General features: G+C 70.7%; 15 protein-coding genes. 8 read left to right on the plus strand and 7 right to left on the minus strand.

The annotated features are described in order from the left end of the window. Positions 1-200: 200 nt before the first annotated feature. Together ABIC63_RS23770 and ABIC63_RS23775 are read left to right on the plus strand one after the other, a co-directional pair. Positions 201-2,402 carry a malate synthase G gene (locus ABIC63_RS23770; RefSeq protein ID WP_354321605.1) on the plus strand — a complete coding sequence of 734 codons (2,202 nt, stop codon included), beginning with the start codon at positions 201-203 and terminating at the stop codon, positions 2,400-2,402. A gap of 225 nt (positions 2,403-2,627) precedes the next feature. Beyond that, positions 2,628-3,140, plus strand: coding sequence for a hypothetical protein (locus ABIC63_RS23775; RefSeq protein ID WP_354321606.1), 513 nt, complete (start codon positions 2,628-2,630; stop codon positions 3,138-3,140). A gap of 22 nt (positions 3,141-3,162) precedes the next feature. Here ABIC63_RS23775 and ABIC63_RS23780 read toward each other — a convergent pair whose 3' ends face one another. Together ABIC63_RS23780 and ABIC63_RS23785 are read right to left on the minus strand one after the other, a co-directional pair. Then, positions 3,163-3,975 carry an ABC transporter permease gene (locus ABIC63_RS23780; RefSeq protein WP_354321607.1) on the minus strand — a complete coding sequence of 271 codons (813 nt, stop codon included), beginning with the start codon at positions 3,973-3,975 and terminating at the stop codon, positions 3,163-3,165. A 4-nt stretch (positions 3,976-3,979) separates the two neighbouring features. After that, positions 3,980-4,954: an ATP-binding cassette domain-containing protein gene (locus ABIC63_RS23785; RefSeq protein ID WP_354321609.1), complete on the minus strand. Its 975-nt coding sequence runs from the start codon at positions 4,952-4,954 to the stop codon at positions 3,980-3,982. A 126-nt stretch (positions 4,955-5,080) separates the two neighbouring features. On the opposite strand from ABIC63_RS23785, the gene ABIC63_RS23790 reads away from it, so the two are divergent. Next, entirely contained in the window at positions 5,081-6,409 is a 1,329-nt protein-coding gene (locus ABIC63_RS23790; protein ID WP_354321610.1) for a DEAD/DEAH box helicase, read from the plus strand. Beyond that, positions 6,406-6,711, plus strand: coding sequence for a hypothetical protein (locus ABIC63_RS23795; RefSeq protein WP_354321611.1), 306 nt, complete (start codon positions 6,406-6,408; stop codon positions 6,709-6,711). The genes ABIC63_RS23790 and ABIC63_RS23795 overlap by 4 nt, the downstream gene beginning before the upstream one ends. Positions 6,712-6,748: 37 nt before the next feature. On the opposite strand, the gene ABIC63_RS23800 is transcribed toward ABIC63_RS23795, so the two are convergent. Continuing rightward, positions 6,749-7,645 (minus strand): LysR family transcriptional regulator, encoded by an 897-nt coding sequence (locus ABIC63_RS23800; protein ID WP_354321612.1) that lies wholly within the window; start codon positions 7,643-7,645, stop codon positions 6,749-6,751. 82 nt (positions 7,646-7,727) lie between these two features. On the opposite strand from ABIC63_RS23800, the gene ABIC63_RS23805 reads away from it, so the two are divergent. Both ABIC63_RS23805 and ABIC63_RS23810 read left to right on the plus strand, forming a co-directional pair. Further along, positions 7,728-8,390: a glutathione S-transferase family protein gene (locus ABIC63_RS23805; protein ID WP_354321613.1), complete on the plus strand. Its 663-nt coding sequence runs from the start codon at positions 7,728-7,730 to the stop codon at positions 8,388-8,390. 19 nt (positions 8,391-8,409) lie between these two features. Beyond that, entirely contained in the window at positions 8,410-9,360 is a 951-nt protein-coding gene (locus tag ABIC63_RS23810; protein WP_354321614.1) for a pyridoxamine 5'-phosphate oxidase family protein, read from the plus strand. A gap of 12 nt (positions 9,361-9,372) precedes the next feature. Here the strand turns inward: ABIC63_RS23810 and ABIC63_RS23815 are convergent, their stop codons facing one another. From ABIC63_RS23815 to ABIC63_RS23825, 3 genes are all read right to left on the minus strand, one after another. Continuing rightward, on the minus strand, positions 9,373-10,890 hold the full coding sequence (locus ABIC63_RS23815; RefSeq protein ID WP_354321615.1) for an AMP nucleosidase: 1,518 nt from the start codon (positions 10,888-10,890) through the stop codon (positions 9,373-9,375). A gap of 88 nt (positions 10,891-10,978) precedes the next feature. Beyond that, positions 10,979-12,352: a glutathione-disulfide reductase gene (gene gorA, locus ABIC63_RS23820; RefSeq protein WP_354321616.1), complete on the minus strand. Its 1,374-nt coding sequence runs from the start codon at positions 12,350-12,352 to the stop codon at positions 10,979-10,981. A gap of 54 nt (positions 12,353-12,406) precedes the next feature. Beyond that, positions 12,407-12,754, minus strand: a complete 348-nt coding sequence (locus ABIC63_RS23825; protein WP_354321617.1) for a hypothetical protein — start codon at positions 12,752-12,754, stop codon at positions 12,407-12,409. A gap of 140 nt (positions 12,755-12,894) precedes the next feature. Here ABIC63_RS23825 and ABIC63_RS23830 point away from each other — a divergent pair, with 140 nt between their 5' ends. Beyond that, positions 12,895-13,332: a rhodanese-like domain-containing protein gene (locus ABIC63_RS23830; RefSeq protein WP_354321618.1), complete on the plus strand. Its 438-nt coding sequence runs from the start codon at positions 12,895-12,897 to the stop codon at positions 13,330-13,332. A 207-nt stretch (positions 13,333-13,539) separates the two neighbouring features. Further along, positions 13,540-14,169, plus strand: a complete 630-nt coding sequence (locus ABIC63_RS23835; protein ID WP_354321619.1) for an FABP family protein — start codon at positions 13,540-13,542, stop codon at positions 14,167-14,169. A 15-nt stretch (positions 14,170-14,184) separates the two neighbouring features. Here ABIC63_RS23835 and ABIC63_RS23840 read toward each other — a convergent pair whose 3' ends face one another. Continuing rightward, a complete protein-coding gene (locus ABIC63_RS23840) occupies positions 14,185-14,841 on the minus strand; it encodes an NAD(P)-dependent oxidoreductase (protein ID WP_354321620.1) in 657 nt (218 codons plus the stop codon). Positions 14,842-14,878 lie beyond the last annotated feature (37 nt).

Here is a 14,878-nt window from a genome sequence, read left to right on the forward strand (position 1 = left end):
CCTGCACCGGTCCAATGCAGCGCGCCGACGCGGCAATTACCCTCATTCCTGTCACGAATCAACGCCTCATCCGGCGATTAATCTGCGGCCCTGTCTCTAATACAGTGGAGCCCGAGCGTCGGCCGCATGCTTGTGCGTTGACGCCGACCGCCCGCCCCCGTGCAACCCATTCGCGGCCCCGCCGCACCCCGAGAACACGCATGACCGAACGCACCACCGTCCACCGACTGCAAGTCGCCACCGAACTGCACCGCTTCATCGAGTCGCAGGTGCTGCCCGCCGCCGGCCTGCAGCCCGCCGCCTTCTGGCAGGGCTTCGACGCCATCGTGGCCGACCTGGCGCCCAGGAACGCCGCCCTGCTGGCCGAGCGCGACCGCCTCCAGAGCGAGATGGACGCCTGGCACAAGGCCCACCCCGGCCCCATCACCGACATGCCGGCCTACCGCGCCCACCTGGAGAAGATCGGCTACCTGCTGCCCCAGCCCAAGGGCACGAAGGCCACGACTGCGAATGTCGATGCCGAGCTGGCCCTGCAGGCCGGCCCGCAGCTGGTGGTGCCCATCCTCAACGCCCGCTACGCGCTCAATGCCGCCAACGCGCGCTGGGGCTCGCTGTACGACGCGCTGTACGGCACCGATGCGATCCCCGAGACCGATGGCGCGGAGAAGGGCAAGGGCTACAACCCGGTGCGCGGCGCCAAGGTGATCGCCTTCGCCCGCGAGGTGCTCGATCAGGCCGCACCGCTGGTGAACGGTTCGCACAAGGACGCCACCGGCTACAGCGTGAAGGACGGCCAGCTGGTCATCGCCCTGCACAGCAGCAGCACGCACCTGAAGGACCCGTCGGCCTTCGTCGGCTACCAGGGCGACGCGGCGAACCCCTCGTCGGTGCTGCTCAGGCACAACGGCATCCACGTCGACATCCAGATCGACCGCAGCACGCCCATCGGCAAGACCGACGCGGCCGGCGTGGCCGACGTGGTGCTGGAATCGGCCCTGTCCACCATCCTCGATCTGGAGGACTCGGTGGCCGTGGTCGATGCCGAGGACAAGGTGCTGGCGTACAGCAACTGGCTCGGCATCCAGCAGGGCACGCTGACCGAGGAAGTGGCCAAGGGCGGCAAGACCTTCGTGCGCCGCCTGAACCCCGACCGCGTCTACACCGCGCCCGACGGCAAAGGCCAGGTCACGCTGCACGGCCGCTCGCTCATGTTCGTGCGCAACGTGGGCCATCTGATGACCAACCCGGCGATCCTGTGGGGCTCTTCCGACGGTCTCAAGGAGATTCCCGAGGGCATCATGGACGCGGTCGTCACCACCGCCATCGCCATGGTCGACCTGCAGGGCAAGGGCGCCAACGGCATCCGCAACTCGCGCACCGGCAGCATCTACATCGTCAAGCCCAAGATGCACGGCCCGGCCGAAGTGGCCTTCGCCAACGAGCTCTTCGGCCGCGTCGAGCAGCTGCTGGGCCTGCCGGCCAACACCGTCAAGCTGGGCATCATGGACGAGGAGCGCCGCACCAGCGTCAACCTGCAGGCCTGCATCGCCGCCGCACCGGCGCGCGTGGCCTTCATCAACACCGGCTTCCTGGACCGCACCGGCGACGAGATGCACACCGCCATGCAGGGCGGCCCGATGCTGCGCAAGGGCGACATCAAGGGCACGAAGTGGATCGCCGCCTACGAGCGCAACAACGTGCTCACCGGCCTGAACTGCGGCCTGCGCGGCAAGGCGCAGATCGGCAAGGGCATGTGGGCCATGCCCGACCTGATGGCGGACATGCTCAAGCAGAAGATCGGCCACCCGAAGGCCGGCGCCAACACCGCCTGGGTGCCCTCGCCCACCGCCGCCACGCTGCATGCGCTGCACTACCACCAGGTCAGCGTGGCCGACGTGCAGAAGGAGCTGGAGAAGATCGACGCCGAAGCCGAGCGCGACGCGATCCTGAACGACCTTCTGCAGGTGCCGATCACCGCGACGCCCAACTGGAGCGACGCCGAGAAGCAGCAGGAGCTGGACAACAACGTGCAGGGCATCCTGGGCTACGTGGTGCGCTGGATCGACCAGGGCGTGGGCTGCTCCAAGGTGCCCGACATCCACGACGTCGGCCTGATGGAAGACCGTGCCACGCTGCGCATCAGCAGCCAGCACATCGCCAACTGGCTGCTGCACGGCGTCGTGACGAAGGAGCAGGTCAACGCCACCTTCGAGCGCATGGCGGCGGTGGTGGACCAGCAGAACGCCGGCGACCCGCTCTACAAGCCCATGGCGGGCCACTTCGACACCTCCTTCGCCTACAAGGCGGCGCAGGACCTGGTGTTCAAGGGCGTCGAGCAGCCCAGCGGCTACACCGAGCCGCTGCTGCATGCGTGGCGCTTGAAGGTGAAGGCCGCCGGATAAGCCGGACCGCCATCACGTCTTGTGCTGACAGCGCCCACGGGGCGCTGTTTTTTTTCGTGCGCCAGAGGGGCGCCTTGGCCTACGCCCAGGTCGGCCTGGCCCCACCCGGCGCAGGAACAAGCCGGCTCACGGTGGAGTTGTTCCTGGGCCAGGACCGGCATGTCGCTGGAGGGTCCGGAGCCGGTACCGCATCGCTGCGGCGCCGTCCCACCCAAGGAGACTCTCATGCAAGACACACGCATTTCATTCCGCCCCTTTCGTCCGATGCTGATCGCCGCCGCCCTGTGCAGTGCGGGTCTGGCCTTTGCGCAGACGTCCTCGTCAGGGGGCATGGGCACCAGCGGCGGTTCGTCCGGCGGTAGCACGGTGCAGCAGTCCGGCAGCGGCGCGAGCGGCAGTTCCAGCACCGGGCGCATGGGCAACCGCGACGATGACCGGCGCAAGGGCAGCAGCAGTGGCAGCGGTGCTTCGGGCGCCCATGCCGGCACCACCGGCGGATCGGGCAACAGCAGCGGCGACATGGGGAACCGCGGGGGCAAGGGGCCGACCGGCACGGGCACAGGCGGCCCCGGCGGTCTGGGCAGCGGCTCGGGGTCGGGCAGCGCAGGTACCGGCGCGGGCACGAGTGGCATGGGCTCCGGAAGCTCCGGCACCTCTGGCTCGGGCAGCATGGGCGCCGGCTCGGGTTCGGGCGGCGCCTCGGGAAGCGGCGGAACCTCGGGCGGCAGCAGCCGCTGATGGGGTGGGCGGGGCGCGAGGCTCAGCTGCGGAAGCGGCGACGCGTGAGCCCCAGCGCCAGCCAGAAGGCCGCGATGCCATAGGCGGCCAGCACGCCCAGGTGCAATAGCGGCTGCGCGGGCCACTGGTCCATGAAGAGCGGCCGCACCAGCGCCACCACATTGGCCAGCGGCAGCCAGGCCGCCACCGCCCGCACCACCTCCGGCAACTGCTCCAGCGGAAAGAACACGCCCGAGAGGAACATCATGGGCGTCATGAACAGTGTGAAGTAGTAGGTGAAGAAGTCGTAGCCCTTGGCCAGCGCATTGAAGATCAGCGCGATGGACGAGAACACGATGCCCGCCCCTGCCAGGATCACCCAGGCCACCAGCAGCTTGGGACTGTGGCTGATGCCCAGGCCCAGCATCACCAGCAGGATGGCCGTGACGGTGAACAGCGACTTGAAGCCGGCCCACAGCAGCTCGGCGAAGACCACGTCGTCCAGACCCACCGGCGCATTCATGATGCCGTCCCAGGTCTTCTGCACATGCATGCGCGAGAAGGACGAATACAGCGCCTCGAAGCTGGCCGCATTCATCGCGCTCATGCAGATCGAGCCGCTGGCCAGGAACAGGATGTAGGGCACCGACTCGCTCCCTACCTTCACCTGCCCCACCAGCGCGCCCATGCCGTAGCCGAAGGCCACCAGCCAGATCAGCGGCTCGGCGATGTTGCCGATCAGGCTGGGCACGGCCAGCTTGCGCCACACCAGCAGATTGCGCAGGAAGACGGGCCACCAGCGGCGCGTGACGGCCGGCGGCGACCAGACAGAGGGCATGTTCGTGTTCTCGTTCATGGGATCAGCCGCCTTCCCGGATCTGCCGACCCGTGAGCTTGAGGAACAGGTCCTCCAGGTTCGCGGGCCGGTGGAAGGTGCGCAGGCCCTCGTGCGTACCCAGGGCCTCCAGCAGCGGTCGCGCATCGCGCGTGTAGAAGAAGACGGTCTCGCCGCTCAGCTCTGTGCGCTGCGCCAGTGCACGCAAGGCGGGCGATTCGGCGAGCGCCTGGGCCGACCCGGCGCTGCCCTGGCCGTAGACCTCGACCACATGCGGCTCCAGGTGCTCGGCGATCAGCTCGCGCGGGCGGCCCTCGGCGATCTTGCGCCCATGGTCCACCACCAGCAGGCGGTGGCACAGGCGCTCGACCTCGTCCATGAAGTGGGTGGTCAGCAGGATGGACTTGCCCTGCTGAAGCAAGGTCTGCAGCCGCTCCCACATCAGGTGACGGGCCTGCGGGTCGAGGCCGGTCGTGGGCTCGTCCAGGATCAGCAGCTTCGGGTCGTTGACCAGCGCGCGCGCCAGCGACAGCCGCCGGCGCATGCCGCCCGAAAGCTCGCCCGGCTTGGCGTCGGCCTTGTGCGACAGCGCTGCAAAGTCCAGCAGCGCAGGCACGCGCGGTGCGATCTCGCGGCGCGAGAAGCCGAAGTAGCGCGCATAGACCACCAGGTTTTCGGCGCAGCTGAAGTCCGGGTCCAGCGAGTCGTACTGCGCCACCACGCCCAACTGCGCCTTGATGGCGCGCGCATCGCGCGGCATGTGCAGGCCGCCCAGCGCCTCGATCTCGCCGGCATCGGGCGCGGTGAGGCCCAGGCACATGCGGATGGTGGTGGTCTTGCCGGCGCCGTTGGGCCCGATGACGCCCAGGCATTCGCCGGGCGCGATCTCGAAGCTCAGGTCGTCGACGACGGTGGCCTCGCCATAGCGCTTGCGCAGGTGGCGGGCCTGCAGCAGCGGCGCGGTCGAGGCGGCGGTGGAGGGGGTCGGATCGGCAGGCACGCGGCATTGTGGCAAAGGCCCGTGCCGTCATCGCGCATACGGCGCCTTGACCGACACGCCCGCAGGCCGGGCCTGAAGGCGGACAATCCGCAGCCCTTCTTCGGCGCTCTTCCGGCCTTTCGCATCGTGTCCACCTCTCCCACCTACGCCGACCTGGGCCTGCGCCCCGAACTCCTGCAGGCCGCGGCCGAGCAAGGCTATGCCGCGCCCACGCCCATCCAGGCCCTGTCCATTCCGGTGGTACTGCAGGGCCGCGACCTGCGCGCCCTGGCCCACACCGGCTCGGGCAAGACCGCCGCCTTCGTGCTGCCGCTGCTGCAGCGCTGGCACGAGGCGCCGCGCCACCGCTCGCGCCGCGCGCTGCACGCCCTGGTGCTGGTCCCCACGCGCGAGCTGGCGGCGCAGGTGGCCGACACCGTAGCCGAACTGGCGGCGCCACTGCCCGAGCGGCCGAAGGTGGTGCGCGCCATCGGCGGCGTCTCGATCAACCCGCAGCTGATGGCCCTGCGCGGTGGCGCGGACCTGGTGATCGGCACACCGGGCCGCGTGCTCGACCTGGCGCGCCACAACGCGCTGCGCCTGCAGGACTGCGCCGTGCTGGTGCTGGACGAGGCCGACCGCCTGCTGGACCTGGGCTTCGCCGAAGAGTTGCAGGCCATCCTGGACGAGCTGCCGGCGCAGCGTCAGAACCTGCTCTTCTCCGCCACCTTCGCGCCGCGCACCGTGCAGCTGGCTGACGCATTGCTGCACGACCCCGTGGCCGTGACGGCGCCCGCGCCGGTGGCCGAGCTGCCGCAGATCGCGCAGCGCGCCATCGCGGTGGACGAGGGCCGCCGCACCGCCCTGCTGCGCCATCTGATCGCCACCGAGGGCTGGCCACAGGTGCTGGTGTTCGTCGCCACCAAGCACGCCTGCGAGACCGTGGCCGACAAGCTGCGCAAGGGCGGGCTCGCGGCAGAGCCGCTGCACGGCATGCTGGGCCAGGGCAAGCGCACGCAGGTGCTGGCCGATTTCAAGGCCGGCCGGCTGCAGGTGCTGGTGGCCACCGACCTGGCGGCGCGCGGCATCGACATCGCGCAGCTGCCGGCGGTGGTCAACCACGACCTGGCCCGCTCGCCCACCGACCATGTGCACCGCATCGGCCGCACCGGCCGCGCGGGTGCCAGCGGCGTGGCCGTGAGCTTCGTGCCGGCCGCGGCCGAGGCGCACTTCCGCCTGATCGAGAAGCGCCAGGGCCTGCGCGTGCCGCGCGAGCAGATCGCGGGCTTCGAGCCGCAGGAGACGGCGCCGGCCGATGCGCCGGCGGCCGGCGGCGGCATCAAGGGCAGGCGGCCGAACAAGAAGGACAAGCTGCGCGCCGCGGCAGCCAAGTCGGCCGGCGGCTCTCCCGCGGCTGCAGCGGCAGCCACCGCTGCGCCCTCGGCGCCCTCTGCGTCCGAGGACCCGCAGCCATGACGCTGGACTACCTGCTCTTCGACCACAGCGACGGCGGCGACGACAGCAGCCTGTTCGAAGCCCTGGCCACCGTCGGCCCCGAGCGCGAGGCCGCCGTGCGCGCCGAGATCGAGACGGTGATGGGCTGGGCCGCACGCCGCTTCCGCGGCCGGCGCGGCCCCGTGGAGGAAGGCGGCGACTGGGACGCCGACCTGGAGGAGCGGCAGGAGGGCCCGGCGCTGCGCAGCTTCCACCTGTCGATCACGGGCAGTGCGGCCTTTGCAGAAGCCTTCATCGCCGAGTTCGGCGAAGCGGTGAACTGAGAAGGCGGCCGCCTGGCGGCGATGGCGCCTGCGGCGCTCACAGCCGAAGCCCGTCGAAGGCCTTCTTCATCCATGCGACGAACGCACGGGTGCGCGCCGGAAGGTGGCGCGCATGCGGGTAGATCACGTTCACGGGCCGCGGCGCAGGCTCGAAGTCTTCCAGCACCAGCTGCAGGCGCCCCTCCCGCACATGACCCAGGACCTGGTAGGAGAAGAAGCGGCCGAAGCCCATGCCCGCGGCGCAGGCCTCCACGGCCGGTGCGATGTGGTTGAAGGCCAGCCGCACGTCGAGCGGGACCTGCATCGGCACGCGCCGGTCCGGCACGTCGAAGGACCAGTGGGGCGCACCGTCGAGCTGGCCGAGCACCGCCGGCGCGTTCGCCAGATCGCGCGGGTGCAGCGGCAGGCCGCGCTCGCGCAGCAACGCCGGGCTGGCGGCCACCACGCGCCGGATGCTGCCAAGCTGCTGTGCGACCAGTGACGAATCCTCCAGCCGGCTGATGCGGATGCCGACGTCGATGCCCTCTTCCACCAGGTTCACCGGCCGGTCGTGCAGCAGAACCCGGCAGCGCACCTGCGGATGCGCGCGCATGAAGCCCACGATCGCGGGCGCGACGTACATGTGGCCGAACAGCACCGGCGCCGTGACCATGAGCTGGCCGGCTGCTTCGCCCGCCTCCTGCGTCAGTGCGCGGTCGGCGGCGTCGGCGACGGCCAGTACCTCGCGCGCGCTGTCGAGGTAACGGCGGCCGTCCTCGGTCAGCGCGACACGCCGCGTGCTGCGCTGGAAGAGCCGCACCCCCAGGTGCGCCTCCAGCGCGGCCAGCGTGCGCACCACCGCGGGCAGGGAGCTGCCCAGCACATCCGCCGCCCGCGTCAGGCTGCCCTGCTCCGCGATGCGCACGAACACCTGCATGGCCTTGAGTCGATCCATGCGGCGATTACACCGGAAAGCGGAGCAATGTCTTCCATGGATTCGCATTGATCCGTCGGCCGTATCAAAAAACAATGGGCGCATGCCTGAACACACCCCCGCCTCCGAGCCGGCCCCGGCCGCCCCTGCCCTCGTGCTCCACGATGCCCCGCTGTCGGGCCATGCGCATCGCGTGCGCCTGTTCCTGTCGCTGCTGGGCCTGCCCTGGCGCAGCCAGGTCGTGGACCTGAAGGCCGGCGAGCACAAGCGTCCGGCCTTCCTGGCGATGAACCGCTTCGGCCAGGTGCCCGTGCTGCAGGACGGCGACGTGGTGCTGGCCGACTCCAACGCCATCCTCGTTTACCTCAACGCCCGGTATGCGCCCGATCCGACCCTGTGGCTGCCGGCCGACCCGGTGGGCGCCGCCCGGGTGCAACGCTGGCTGTCGCTGGCAGCGGGGCCCCTGGCGTTCGGCCCGGCCGCCGCGCGCATCGCCCTGCTGATGGGCCGTCCCACGGACGAGGCCGCGGTGGCCCGGGCCCACGCCCTGCTGCAGGTGATGGACGCCCATCTGGCCACGCAGAACTTCCTGGCCGCCGCCCGCCCCACCCTGGCGGACATTGCCCACTACGCCTACGTGGCCCATGCGCCGGAAGGCCATGTGGCGCTGGACGCCTATCCGCAGGTGCGGGCCTGGCTGGCCCGCATCGAGGCCCTGCCGGGCTTCCTGCCCATGCCGCGCTCGCGCATCGGCCTGCTGGCCTGAGCACCCGGAGGGACACACCATGACCTTCCACGACGGCGAGATCGCCCTGCAACGCCAGGAGGGCGTGGATGCCCAGCTCGCCGCCCTGGGGCCGCGCGTGATCCGCGACCACATGCCGCAGCAGCACCGCGACTTCTTCGCGCAATTGCCGTTCGTGGTGGTGGGCAGCCTGGACGAACGTCAGCGCCCGTGGGCCAGCCTGCTGACCGGCGCGCCGGGCTTCATGCAGTCACCCGATCCGCGCCGACTGCGCATCGACGCCCTGCCCGATGGCGCCGACCCGATGGCGACGGCACTGCGGCCGGACGCGCCAGTGGGCCTGCTCGGCATCGAGCCGCACACGCGGCGGCGCAACCGGCTCAACGGCCGGGTGACTGCCGTCGATGGCGCGGGCTTCGAGCTGGCCATGGGCCAGAGCTTCGGCAATTGCCCGCGCTACATCCAGGCCCGTGAAGCATCGCCGCACACAGTTGCGCACGCGCCGCCCGCGGCCGAGGCGCTGACCGGCCTCGATGCGTCCGCCCGCGCGCTGATCGCCCAGGCCGACACCCTGTTCATCGCCAGCGCGCATCCGCATGCCACCGACCCGGCCCGGCCGGCCGAGGGCGTGGATGTGTCCCACCGCGGCGGCCGGCAGGGCTTCGTGCAGGTGGCGGCGGATGGCAGCCTGGCGGTGCCGGACTTCCACGGCAACCGCTTCTTCAACACCCTGGGCAACCTGCTGCTGCACCCGTGGGCAGGACTGCTCTTCGTGGACTTCGAGCGGGGCGACCTGCTGCAGCTGTCCGCGCGCGCAGAGGTACTGACGGGCACGCCCGAGGCACTGGGCTTCGAGGGCGTCACGCGCGTGCTGCGCCTGCAGGTGGAAGGCGGCTGGCGCCGACGCGGGGCGCTGCCGCTGCGCTGGAGCAGCGCCCGGCCTTCGCCGTACCTGGAAGGCACGGGCCACTGGCTCACGCCAGCGGCCTGAACCGGCGGGCTGCTACTGGAACGCCACCTCCGCAAAGCTGCGCAGCTTGCGGCTGTGCAGGCGCGTGGTGCCTTCCACTCGCAGGATGTCGATGGCCTTCATGCCGATGCGCAGATGCTGCTCCACCCGCTCGCGGTAGAAGTGGTTGGCCATGCCGGGCAGCTTGATCTCGCCGTGCAGCGGCTTGTCGCTGACGCACAGGAGGGTGCCGTAGGGCACGCGGAAGCGGAAGCCGTTGGCGGCGATGGTGGCGCTTTCCATGTCCAGCGCCACGGCGCGGCTCTGGCTGAAGCGGCGCTGGGGCTCGTTGCCCGGCAGCAGCTCCCAGTTGCGGTTGTCGGTGGTGGCCACGGTGCCGGTGCGCATGATGGCCTTGAGCTCGGCACCGCTGCAGCCGGTGACCTCGGCCACGGCCTGCTCCAGCGCCAGCTGGATCTCGGACAGCGCAGGAATGGGCACCCACAGCGGCAGTTCCTCGTCCAGCACATGGTCCTCGCGCACGTAGGCATGGGCCAGCACGTAGTCGCCCAGCTGCTGCGTGTTGCGCAGGCCGGCGCAGTGGCCCAGCATCATCCAGGCGTGCGGACGCAGCACGGCAATGTGGTCGGTGATGTTCTTGGCATTGGCCGGACCGACGCCGATGTTGACCATGGTGATGCCGCTGCGGTCGGCGCGCACCAGGTGGTAGGCCGGCATCTGCGGCAGCCGCCCGGGCGGCGTGCCCTGCATGGCGCCGATGCGCTCGGCGAGGTCGCCCGACTGCTCGGGCGTGAGGCCGCGACGGCGCGTGACCACGTTGCCGGGCTCGACGAAGGCGATGTATTCGCTCTTCTCGTCGTCCATCGCCTCGTGGCCCAGGCGCACGAACTCGTCGATGTAGAACTGGTAGTTGGTGAAGAGCACGAAGTTCTGGAACCACTCCGGCGCCGTGCCCGTGTAGTGGCGCAGGCGCTGCAGCGAATAGTCCACCCGCGCGGCGGTGAACAGCGACAGCGGCTCGGCCTCGCCCGGCCGCGTGATGTGCGTGCCGTTGGCGATGCCGTCGTCCATCGCGCCCAGGTCGGGCAGGTCGAACACATCGCGCATCAGGGCGCGTCGCTCGGCGCTCAGGTTGCCCTCGATGTGCTCGTTCTCGGCGAAGGAGAAGTGGATCGGGATCGGCTCGCTGCCGGTGCCGATCTCCAGCTCGATCTGGTGGTTGGCGAGGATCAGCCGGAACTGCTCGCGGTAGTAGCGGGCGAACAGGTCGGGCCGGCTCAGCGTGGTTTCGTAGCGACCAGGACCGGCCACGAAGCCGTAGCTCAGGCCCGAGGTGGCAGGCGTGGCATAGCGCGTGTTGGTGTGGGTGTGCACCCGCACGAAGGGGTAGCAGGCCCGCACCCGGCCGGGCAGTGTCTCGCCGGCCACGAAGCGCTGCATCGACTCGCGCAGGTGCGCCAGGCCCTCCTGGTAGATGCGCTGCACCTGGGCCAGCGCCGCGTCGGGATCGGTGAAGCGGGTGGGGGCGATGAATGGCGGCATGTAGGGCATGCGGGCATTTTGCAATGCACATGCCAGCGCCTCATGACGCTTCCGTGGCCTGCGGTCGCCGACGTCCGGCGCGCGGCCCGGCGCACCCTCAGCCGACCGTGGGCTCGCGCATCGTCACGAACTCTTCTGCCGCCGTCGGATGGATGCCGATGGTGCGGTCGAAGTCGGCCTTGGTGGCACCGGCGCGCATGGCCACCGCGAAGCCCTGCACGATCTCGCCCGCGTCCGCGCCCACCATGTGCAGCCCGACCACACGGTCGCTCTTCGCATCCACCACCAGCTTCATGAAGCAGCGCTCGCCGCGGCCGGAGAGCGTGTGGCGCAGCGGCTTGAACTCGCTGTTGAAGATGCGCACTTCGCCGAACCTGGTGCGCGCCTCCATCTCGGTGTGGCCGCAGGTGCCCACGTTGGGGTGGGTGAAGACGGCGGTCGGGATGTACTCGTAGTCCAGGGTGCGGCGACCTTCGCCGAACAGGCGGTCCACCACCACCATGGCCTCGGCCAGCGCCACCGGCGTGAGCTGCAGACGCGTGGAGACGTCGCCGATGGCCAGCACCGAGGGCACGCTGCTGCGGTATTCGGCATCGACCACCACGGCGCCGCGTTCGTCGAGCTTGACGCCCGCTTCCTCCAGGCCCATGCCCGCCGTGAGCGGCCGGCGGCCCGTGGCCACCAGCACCACATCGGCCGCCACCCGCTGGCCGCGCGCCAGCGTGGCGACGATCTCGCCGCCCTCGCCCTTGGTGAAGGAAGCGGCCTCCTGGTTCATGCGCAGGTCGATGCCGGCGCGGCCCATCTCGCGGGCCAGGAACTCGCGCACGTCGTGGTCGAAGCCGTTGAGGATGTGGGCGCCGCGGTGCAGCAGCGTCACCTCCGCGCCCAGGCCGCGGAAGATGGAGGCGAACTCGCAGCCGATGTAGCCGCCGCCGATCACCATCAGCCGGCGTGGAAAGGCCGGCAGGTCGAACATGGCGTCGGAGATCTTCACCAGTTCCTTGCCAGGCACGTCGGGCAGGAAGGGCGCGCCGCCGGTGGCGATCAGCACATGGCGCGCGGTGTGGCGCTGGCCCTCGATCTGCACCGTGTGGCCGTCCACCAGCTGCGCCCAGCCGCGCAGCAGCGTGACCCGGGCGCCGTCGAGCAGGCCCTGGTAGACGCCGTTGAGCCGGTGGATCTCCTTGGCACGCGCGGTCTTGAGCCGGCTCCAGTCGAAGCGCGGCGCGCTGTCGATGTGCCAGCCATAGCCCGGCGCCTCCTCGAAGGCCTCGGCATAGCCGGCCGCGTAGCTGTAGAGCTTCTTGGGAATGCAGCCGACGTTGACGCAGGTGCCGCCCAGCTCGGCACATTCGGCCAGGGCCACACGGGCGCCCCGCTGGCCGGCCATGCGGGCTGCGCGCACGCCGGCGCTGCCGCCGCCGATGACGAAGAGGTCGAAGTCGAAGGAAGGGGTGGACGAGGCCATGCGGCGCGTCTCCAGGGTTGCAGGAGGCGCCACTGTAGCCAAGGCGGGCGTTGGCTATTGCTGCAGCGGCCCGCCGTACCAGATCTGCGGCGTGTCCTGCCGGCTGGCGGGGCGCTGCGGTGCAGCCTCGGGCGCATTGCCCCAGGGGGCGTAGCGGCTGTCCTCGTAGATCACCACGGGCGGCCGGTGCGGGTGCCAGCGCGGCGGCGGAGACGGCACCACCGGCGGTGGCGGCTGCTGGGTGTTGAAGTCCGCCCCCTGCTGGATCGCCCGCATCGACGGCGTGTTGGCGTAACGCTGCTGCTGGGCGCGCTCGAAGGGCCCGGGCTTGCGGGTGTCGGTGCTCTGCGCCGTGGCGAGCGTGGCGCCTCCGGCCATGAGGACGGCCAGTAGCGCAGGCATGAGAGGTCGGCAGGGACGGTTCGGCATGGTGGGCTTTCAACGCGCGGCAGGCGCAAGGCGTTGGCGGGAAAGGACCGCGGCGGCGCGGTCGGCGGGCTTGGAGGAACAATAGCAGCCGCCCTTTTTCCGGACTGCCGACCATGACCCAAGCCCCTGCCTCCCACGATGACAACCAGCCCCGCCCCGCCGAGGGCTACGCGGGCGACGTGACGCCCGAACTGGCCGCCCACTGGATGACCACCGGCCAGGCCGTGCTGGTGGACGTGCGCACCGACGCCGAGCGCGAATGGGTGGGCTTCGTCCCCGGCGCCGTGGCTGTGGCCTGGAAGCAGTGGCCCGGCATGGCGATGAACGCCGGCTTCGACGAGGCCCTGCGCGCGGCCGTGCCGCCGGGCGGCAAGGTGGTGCTGCTGTGCCGCAGCGGCGTGCGCTCCGTGGCCGCGGCCCGGCGCGCCACCGAGCTGGGCATCGAGGCCTACAACATCCTCGAAGGCTTCGAGGGCGACGCGGACACGGACGGCCACCGTGGAAACAAGGGCGGCTGGCGCAAGCGTGGCCTGCCCTGGAAACAAAGCTGAGCCCCCCCCCAGGCTGCGCGCTTCGCACTCCGCCTCCCCCCTTCGAGGGGGCACATCCTGCGGCCCGGCGGAGCCGGTTCCGCGGATGTTCGCGCATGGCCTGCTCCGCGGCCGCTCGATCACAGGACGTGGGCAGGTCGCGGCGGGCACGGGGCGTGCTCACGCTACAGTCCCGGCCGCTTTTCCGTCCGCAACACGACAAACGCCATGAACGCTCCCGCCCGCGACATCTACACCGAACCCCGCGACGTCGACCTGCACACCCTGGCCAACCTGGGCCCGCTCGGGCCCATGGCCGGCGTGTGGGAGGGCACCCGCGGGCTCGACGTCAAGCCCAAGGCCGAAGGGCCGAAGAAGCAGGCCTTCGTCGAGCGCATCAGCCTGCAGCCCATCGACCCGGTGACCAACGGGCCCCAGCTGCTCTATGGCCTGCGCTACCACACCCACATCACCAAGCCCGACCAGGTCAAGACCTACCACGAGCAGGTGGGCTACTGGCTGTGGGAGCCGGCCACCGGCTGCGTGATGCACACCCTGACCATCCCGCGCGGCCAGGTGGCGATGGCCGCCGGCACCGTGGCGGCCGATGCGCGCAGCTTCGAGCTGGTCGCCACGCAGGGGCTGGAGACCTGGGGCATCTGCTCCGCGCCCTTCCTGCAGGAGGCCTTCCGCACCACCGAATTCCGCATCAAGGTGACGATCAACGACGACGGCACCTGGGGCTACGAGGAGGACACGGTGCTGCAGATCGCGGGTCAGACGGAGCCCTTCCACCACACCGACCGCAACCTGCTGCGCCGCGTGGAGGCGCCCACGCCCAATCCGCTGGTGCGCTGAGGCACCGCAACCGGGTCAGGAGAACGCGACGAAGCGCTCGCGCAGGTAGCGGCCCTGCTCCAGCACGTCCACGATGGCGGCGGCCAGGTCGGCGGCGGTGATGCCGGCCAGCTGGCCGTCCTTCATCGGCACGGCGTCGCCGCCGAACTGGTAGCGGCCCGTGCGCTCGCCCGGCGCCAGCATGGGCGCGGGCGAGACGAAGGTCCAGTCCAGCGCGGTCTCTTCCTTCTGCAGCCGCGTGAGTTCGTCGCGCGCGGCCTGGGCGCCCGGCACCACGTTGGCCGGCACATGGTTCTTGAACTCGGGTGTGTCCACCAGTTGCACGCCGGGCGCCACGAAAAGACTGCCCGCGCCACCCACGGCGATCAGGCGCTTCACGCCAGCTTGTTTCGCACCCTCGGCGATGGCCTGGCTGCCGGCGAGGAACTGGTTATACAGGTCGGGGTGCTCCCAGCCCGGGTTGAACGCGCTGACAACGGCGTCGGCGCCGGTCACGGCCTTGGCGACCTGAGCGGCATCCAGCACATCGGCCTGGAGCACCGTCAGCCCAGCACGCGCGGCCAGCTTGGACGGCGTGCGTGCCAGCGCGCGCACCTGGTGACCGCGGGCGAGCAGTTCTTCGAGCAGGGCGGCACCGACGAAGCCGGTGGCGCCGATCAGGGCGACGTTCATGGTTGTTCCTTTCCTGGGGCGGAGTCCGCACCGTGTG

This window comes from Pseudacidovorax sp. 1753, assembly GCF_040544975.1.
Lineage (GTDB): Bacteria > Pseudomonadota > Gammaproteobacteria > Burkholderiales > Burkholderiaceae_C > Xenophilus.

What these genes read in the sequence shown, in the direction of transcription:
- ABIC63_RS23805 (WP_354321613.1), top strand. Translation starts at nt 7,728, where the DNA reads ATGCCTGAACACACCCCCGCCTCCGAGCCGGCCCCGGCCGCCCCTGCC.
- ABIC63_RS23815 (WP_354321615.1), bottom strand. Translation starts at nt 10,890, where the DNA reads ATGCCCTACATGCCGCCATTCATCGCCCCCACCCGCTTCACCGATCCC.
- ABIC63_RS23835 (WP_354321619.1), top strand. Translation starts at nt 13,540, where the DNA reads ATGAACGCTCCCGCCCGCGACATCTACACCGAACCCCGCGACGTCGAC.
- ABIC63_RS23770 (WP_354321605.1), top strand. Translation starts at nt 201, where the DNA reads ATGACCGAACGCACCACCGTCCACCGACTGCAAGTCGCCACCGAACTG.
- ABIC63_RS23825 (WP_354321617.1), bottom strand. Translation starts at nt 12,754, where the DNA reads ATGCCTGCGCTACTGGCCGTCCTCATGGCCGGAGGCGCCACGCTCGCC.
- ABIC63_RS23780 (WP_354321607.1), bottom strand. Translation starts at nt 3,975, where the DNA reads ATGAACGAGAACACGAACATGCCCTCTGTCTGGTCGCCGCCGGCCGTC.
- ABIC63_RS23840 (WP_354321620.1), bottom strand. Translation starts at nt 14,841, where the DNA reads ATGAACGTCGCCCTGATCGGCGCCACCGGCTTCGTCGGTGCCGCCCTG.
- ABIC63_RS23800 (WP_354321612.1), bottom strand. Translation starts at nt 7,645, where the DNA reads ATGGATCGACTCAAGGCCATGCAGGTGTTCGTGCGCATCGCGGAGCAG.
- ABIC63_RS23795 (WP_354321611.1), top strand. Translation starts at nt 6,406, where the DNA reads ATGACGCTGGACTACCTGCTCTTCGACCACAGCGACGGCGGCGACGAC.
- gorA (WP_354321616.1), bottom strand. Translation starts at nt 12,352, where the DNA reads ATGGCCTCGTCCACCCCTTCCTTCGACTTCGACCTCTTCGTCATCGGC.
- ABIC63_RS23775 (WP_354321606.1), top strand. Translation starts at nt 2,628, where the DNA reads ATGCAAGACACACGCATTTCATTCCGCCCCTTTCGTCCGATGCTGATC.
- ABIC63_RS23830 (WP_354321618.1), top strand. Translation starts at nt 12,895, where the DNA reads ATGACCCAAGCCCCTGCCTCCCACGATGACAACCAGCCCCGCCCCGCC.
- ABIC63_RS23810 (WP_354321614.1), top strand. Translation starts at nt 8,410, where the DNA reads ATGACCTTCCACGACGGCGAGATCGCCCTGCAACGCCAGGAGGGCGTG.